Source organism: Nonomuraea sp. NPDC050691, assembly GCF_040654455.1.
In the GTDB taxonomy this organism is placed as follows: domain Bacteria; phylum Actinomycetota; class Actinomycetes; order Streptosporangiales; family Streptosporangiaceae; genus Nonomuraea.
In genome coordinates this window covers 1-6,212 of sequence record NZ_JBFAIA010000288.1, presented here as the reverse complement: position 1 = coordinate 6,212, position 6,212 = coordinate 1, and the positions used below count along the sequence as shown (strand labels likewise).

At 71.4% G+C, this 6,212-nt stretch carries 2 protein-coding genes; one reads left to right on the top strand and one right to left on the bottom strand.

The annotated features are described in order from the left end of the window. Nucleotides 1-207: 207 nt before the first annotated feature. The gene (locus AB0H81_RS43350) at nucleotides 208-5,133 is read left to right on the top strand and encodes an NAD-glutamate dehydrogenase (RefSeq protein WP_358387912.1); all 4,926 of its coding nucleotides are present in this window, start codon (nucleotides 208-210) and stop codon (nucleotides 5,131-5,133) included. Nucleotides 5,134-5,196: 63 nt separating this feature from the next. On the opposite strand, the gene AB0H81_RS43345 is transcribed toward AB0H81_RS43350, so the two are convergent. Further along, a partial coding sequence (locus AB0H81_RS43345; protein WP_358387909.1) for a hypothetical protein occupies nucleotides 5,197-6,212 on the bottom strand: 1,016 nt, incomplete at its 5' end.

Sequence of the window (6,212 nt, the reverse complement as noted above, 5' to 3'; positions counted from 1 at the left end):
GCCGGCGGCGCCGGATTCGTCCGGCGTGCCCGCGCGCCCACGAGGCGCGGCCAGGCGTCCGACCGGCGCCGCGCCGGGCACGGGCGGACCGGCGGGCCCCTCCCGTGCGCGGGCGATGACGCGCGCGCACTATTTCCCGCCCTTCGGGGAACCAGAGGCCTGGCTATGAACATGTATGGCAAACCCTCACAAAGGAGTGAGAGCGACATGCCGCTCGACGAGGCCAAGCTCGACGAGGCCAAGGACGAGTTGCTCCAGCGAGCCGCGCAGAGATACGCGGCCGTGAGCGACGACACCAGTCCCGAGGAGGCACTGGGCCTGCTGCGGGTCTACTACCGGCACGTGGCGCCGGAGGACCTGCTCGACCGCGGTCCCGTCGAGGTGTACGGCCCCGCGATGTCCCAGCGACGGCTGGCCGCCGTGCGGCCGCAGGGCCGCGCGACGGTCCGGGTCCACACCCCCACGGTGGCCGAGCACGGCTGGGACCCCGGCGCCTCGGTCGTGGAGGTGGTCACCGACGACATGCCGTTCCTGGTCGACTCGGTCACGATGGAGCTCGACCGGCACGACATCGGCATCCGCCTGCTCGTCCACCCCCAGATGCGGGTGCGCCGCGACATGACGGGCCGCATGCTCGGCCGTGGCCAGGAGGACGTCACCGGCCAGCTCATGGTCGAGTCCTGGATGCACATCGAGATCGACCGGCAGTCCGACCCGGAGGCGCTCAAGCGGCTGGAGGACGACCTCCAGCGGGTGCTGACCGACGTCCGGCACGCGGTCGAGGACTTCTCCAGGATGCGGGCGCTGGCCGAGCAGACCGCCGAGGACCTGTCGATGAACCCGCCGCCGCTGGAGCCCGCCGAGGTCGAGGACAGCCTCGACCTGCTGCGCTGGCTCGCCGACGGGCACTTCACCTTCCTCGGCTACCGCGAGTACCGCCTGGAGAGCACCGACGAGGGCGACGCGCTGCGCGCGCTGCCCGGCACCGCGTTCGGCATCCTGCGCGACGACAAGATCGGCTCGGAGAGCTTCTCCGTGCTGCCGCCCGAGGTGCGCGCCAAGGCGCGCGAGAAGCGGCAGCTCATCATCACCAAGGCCAACTCCCGGGCCACCGTCCACCGGGCCGCCTACCTCGACTACATCGGGGTGAAGCTGTTCTCCCCCCAGGGTGAGGTCGTCGGCGAGCGCCGCTTCCTCGGCCTGTTCACCCACGTGGCCTACAACGAGTCGATCTCCCGGATCCCCGTGCTGCGCCGCAAGCTGGCCGCACTGCTGGAGATGGCCGGGTTCACCGCCGACAGCCACGACGGCAAGGACCTCATCGAGATCCTCGAGACCTTCCCCCGCGACGAGCTGTTCCAGACCTCGGTCGAGCAGCTCCTGCCGATCGCCCTCGGCGTGCTGCGGCTGCGCGAGCGCAAGCAGGTCAAGCTGTTCCTGCGCCCCGACGACTACGGCCGCTCCATCTCCTGTCTCATCTACCTGCCGCGCGACCGCTACACCACCCAGGTGCGGCTCAAGATGCAGGAGGTGCTGCTGAAGGCGCTCGGCGGCAGGTCGATCGACTACAGCGCGATGATCGGCGAGTCGGCGCTCGCCCGCCTGCACCTGGTCATCCGCGGCGAGCGCGGCAAGCAGCTCCCGCAGCCGGAGGTGGACGTCGAGCAGCTGGAGGCGCGGCTGGCCGCGATCACCCGCTCCTGGGCCGACGACCTGGCCGTGGCGCTCACCGGCACCGTCTCCGACGAGGAGGCGCCCCGGCTGGTCCGGCGCTACCAGCAGGCGTTCCCCGAGGGCTACAAGGCCGACTTCACGCCCGAGACGGCCGTCGCCGACGTGCGCCGGCTGGAGCGGCTGTCCGCCGGAGGCGACGGCAACGCCGTCGACATCGACCTGTACGTGCCGGACGACGCCGAGGAGGGCGAGCGCCGGCTGAAGATCTACAAGGTCGGCGAGCCCATCTCGCTGTCCAAGGCGCTGCCGCTCATCCAGCGGCTCGGCGTCGAGGTCGTGGACGAGCGCCCGTACGAGATCGACACCTACCGGACGGCCGCCCCCGACTCCGCCGCCGCCCCCGCCACGGGCGACGACACGCGCACCTGCTGGATCTACGACTTCGGCCTGCGCTTCACCGCCTCCGAGGCGGCCACGGGCGACGACGTCAAGCGGCTGTTCGAGGACGGCCTCCTCGCGCTGTGGCGGGGCCGCATCCAGGCCGACAACTTCAACGCGCTGATCCTGCGCGCCGGACTGACCTGGGAACAGGTCGAGATCCTGCGGGTCTACGCCAAGTACCTGCGCCAGGCCGGCAGCGCCTTCTCCGAGCGCTACATGGAGCGGGTGCTGATCGGCAACGTCCGGCTGTCGCGGCTGCTGGTGAGCCTGTTCGAGGCCCGGCTCGACCCGCGGCGCCCGCAGGACGCGCGCGACGACCTGGCCGACGCCCTGCGGGAGGAGGTCCTCGCCTCGCTCGACGAGGTCGCCTCGCTCGACGAGGACCGGATCCTGCGGGCGTACCTGGAGATGATCCAGGCGACGCTGCGCACCAACTACTTCCAGAGCGTCGACGGGCACCGCAAGGACTACATCTCCCTGAAGCTCGACTCGCAGGCGATCAGCGTGCTGCCGCTGCCGCGGCCCAAGTACGAGATCTTCGTGTACTCGCCGCGGGTCGAGGGCGTCCACCTGCGCTTCGGCAAGGTGGCCCGGGGCGGCCTGCGGTGGTCCGACCGCATGGAGGACTTCCGCACCGAGATCCTCGGCCTGGTCAAGGCGCAGATGGTGAAGAACACCGTCATCGTGCCGACCGGGTCCAAGGGCGGCTTCGTCGTCAAGCGGCCCCCGGCGTCCGGCGCCCGCGAGGAGATGCTGGCCGAGGGCGTGGCCTGCTACCGGACGTTCATCTCCGGCCTGCTCGACGTCACCGACAACCTCGTCGACGGCAAGGTCGTGCCGCCGGCCGACGTCGTCCGGCACGACGGCGACGACCCCTATCTCGTCGTGGCCGCCGACAAGGGCACCGCGACGTTCTCCGACATCGCCAACGGCGTGGCCAAGGAGTACGGCTTCTGGCTCGGCGACGCCTTCGCCTCCGGCGGCTCCATCGGCTACGACCACAAGGCCATGGGCATCACCGCCCGCGGCGCCTGGGAGTCGGTCAAGTACCACTTCCGCACCACCGGCGTCGACGTCCAGACCACCGACTTCACGGTGGCCGGCGTCGGCGACATGTCCGGCGACGTGTTCGGCAACGGCATGCTGCTGTCGCGGCACATCCGCCTCGTCGCCGCCTTCGACCACCGGCACATCTTCATCGACCCCAGCCCGGACGCGGCCACCTCGTTCGCCGAGCGGCAGCGCCTGTTCGAGCTGCCCCGCAGCTCGTGGGCCGACTACTCGGCCGAGCTGATCTCGGCGGGCGGCGGCGTCTTCCCGCGCACCGCCAAGTCCATCCCCATCACCCCGCAGATGCGCGAGGCGCTCGACCTGCCGTCCGGCGTCAACTCCATGGCGCCCAACGACCTGATCAGCGCCATCCTGAAGGCGCCGGTCGACCTGCTGTGGAACGGCGGCATCGGCACGTACGTCAAGGCGAGCGTCGAGTCCCACGCCGACGTCGGCGACAAGGCCAACGACCCGCTGCGCGTCGACGCCACCGAGCTGCGCTGCAAGGTCATCGGCGAGGGCGGCAACCTCGGCTTCACCCAGCTCGCCCGCATCGAGTTCGCGCTCAACGGCGGCCTGGTCAACACCGACTTCATCGACAACTCCGCGGGCGTCGACACCTCCGACCACGAGGTGAACATCAAGATCCTGCTCGACCAGGTCGTCCGCGACGGCAAGCTCACCGACACGCAGCGCAACGAGGTCTTCACCTCGATGACCGACGAGGTCGCCGACCTCGTCCTGCGCGACAACTACGCGCAGAACGTGGTGCTCGCCGCCGCCCGCTCCCAGGCCGTGGAGATGCTCCACATCCACGCCCGCTACCTGCGCCGGCTCGAACGCGACGGGCTGGTCAACCGCGAGCTGGAGTTCCTGCCGTCGGACAAGACGCTGGCCGAGCGCCGCCAGGCGCGGCTCGGGCTCACCGCGCCGGAGTTCTCGGTGCTGCTCGCCTACACCAAGCTGGTGGTGGACGCCGAGCTGCTCGCCTCCGACCTGCCCGACGACCCGTACCTCGCCTCGTGGCTGGTGTCGTACTTCCCCTCGGCGCTGCGCGAGCGGTTCCGCGAGTACATGGACGCCCACCCGCTGCGCAGGGAGATCATCACCACCGGCGTGGTGAACGAGCTGGTCAACTCCATGGGCACCACGTTCATGTTCCGCTTCGCGGAGGAGACCGGCGCCTCGACGCCCGACATCGTGCGCGCCTACCTCGTCGCCCGCGAGGTCTTCGACCTGACCAGCTTCTACCGCCAGGTGGAGGCGCTGGACAACGTCGTGGACACGAGCACCCAGATCGCCATGCTGCTGGAGGCGCGCAAGCTGGCCGAGCGGGGCACCCGGTGGCTGCTCACCAACCGCCGTCCGCCGCTGGACCTCGCGGGCGCGGCCGGGTTCTTCGTCAAGGGCGTCAACGGCCTGCTCGCGCACATCCCCAAGCTCCTCACCGGCCCTGACCTGGCCGCCTTCGAGGAGCGCCGCGACGCCTTCGTGGCGCGGGGCGTGCCCGTGGACCTGGCCGAGCGGGTGGCGGCGATGGTGCCGGCCTACTCGACGTTCGACCTGGTGGAGATCTCCTCGGTCACGGGGCGGCCGGTCAACGAGGTGGCCGAGGTGTACTTCGACCTGGCCGACCGGCTCCAGCTCGCCCGCCTCAGGGAGCGTGTCATCTCCCTGCCGCGTGACAACCGGTGGAACTCGATGGCCCGCTCGGCGCTGCGCGACGACCTCTACGCCGCGCACGCCTCGCTCACCCGCGACGTCCTGACGCACAGCACGCCGGGCCTGTCGCCGGAGGAGCGGCTCGCCCTGTGGACGGAGGCCAACTCGGCCGCCGTGGGCCGGGCCCGGCAGACGCTGTCGGAGATCTGGGAGAGCGACAACTTCGACCTCGCCACGCTGTCGGTCGCGCTGCGCGCCGTCCGCACGCTCGTCGCGACCAGCAACCTGCCGCACGTGGAGGAGTGAGACCGCCGCACCATGGAATGCCTCGGGCGGGCCGCCCGCCCGAGGCGCCGCGCGGCTCGGGGACTACTCGCCCGAGGCTCGGGTGAGCCCGCCCTCGTGGGCGATGACCCGGGCCGCGGCCGGGGCCGACGCCGGCGGCACGACCGCGGCGTACTGATGGGTCTCGGTGAGCTTCAGCGTGCGCCGGACCTTGTCCTTCTCCTCGCCGCTGATCGCCCACTGGGCGTTCTCGGGCACCGGGATGAACTCCTTCTCGGCCGTGCGCGTCGTCGTGGTCGTGTTGCGCGACAGGGAGTACTGGATCAGCGCGCCGCCGTCGCGGGTCCGCAGCGCGTAGACCGGGTAGTCGTTGCCGCTGAAGATCGAGTCGTAGCTGAGCCCGAACGTCACCTTGGCCTGCCTGCGCTCCTCGCTGATCTCGTCGGCGAAGGCGGTGGTGTAGCGGCCGGGCGCGATCAGGCCGGCCGTCGGCCCGGTGGCGCCCGCCTCGGCCACCGTCGCGTGCAGCGGCCCCATGTACTGCGGGCTGATGGTCACGCTCTTGTCGTCGGGGGCCAGCGCCGTCGCGTAGCCCTCGGCGTCGAGCTGGACCGGCGGCGGATCCTGCCCGTCGAGCAGCCGGGTCACCGCGCCGATCTGCCACCCGGCGCCCTTGACGAAGGTCAGCAGCGTCGGATGACCGTCGCGGGTCACCAGGGCGGTGAACCACGGTGGGGACGACCGGTCGCCGGCGGGGAAGCGGGGCACGTACAGGACGGGCGAGCCCCACTCGTAGCGGGGGGGATGAAAGTCCGTGGACTGGAAGGCGGCCGTGGTGAGCTGTGCCTCGGCGTCGCGCGTGTTGCCGAGCGCGTCGCGCAGCGTGCCGTCGCGCAGCAGGGGCGCCGCGGCCCGCAGCACGTCGTCGGTGGCCGTCAGGACGGAGAACACCTGGCCCGCCTCCGCGCGGGTGACGAGGGGCGGCGGCTGCGCCGGCGTGGCGGTCGCCGGGTCCCAGTTGGCCGACAGCATCGAGACGATGACGCCCTCGCCGGCCTTGATGCTCGCCCCGCCGATCTCCACGTCTTCGGTGGCCACCC

Excerpts from the sequence above, each read along its gene's own strand:
- AB0H81_RS43350 (WP_358387912.1), top strand. The coding sequence starts at position 208 with ATGCCGCTCGACGAGGCCAAGCTCGACGAGGCCAAGGACGAGTTGCTC.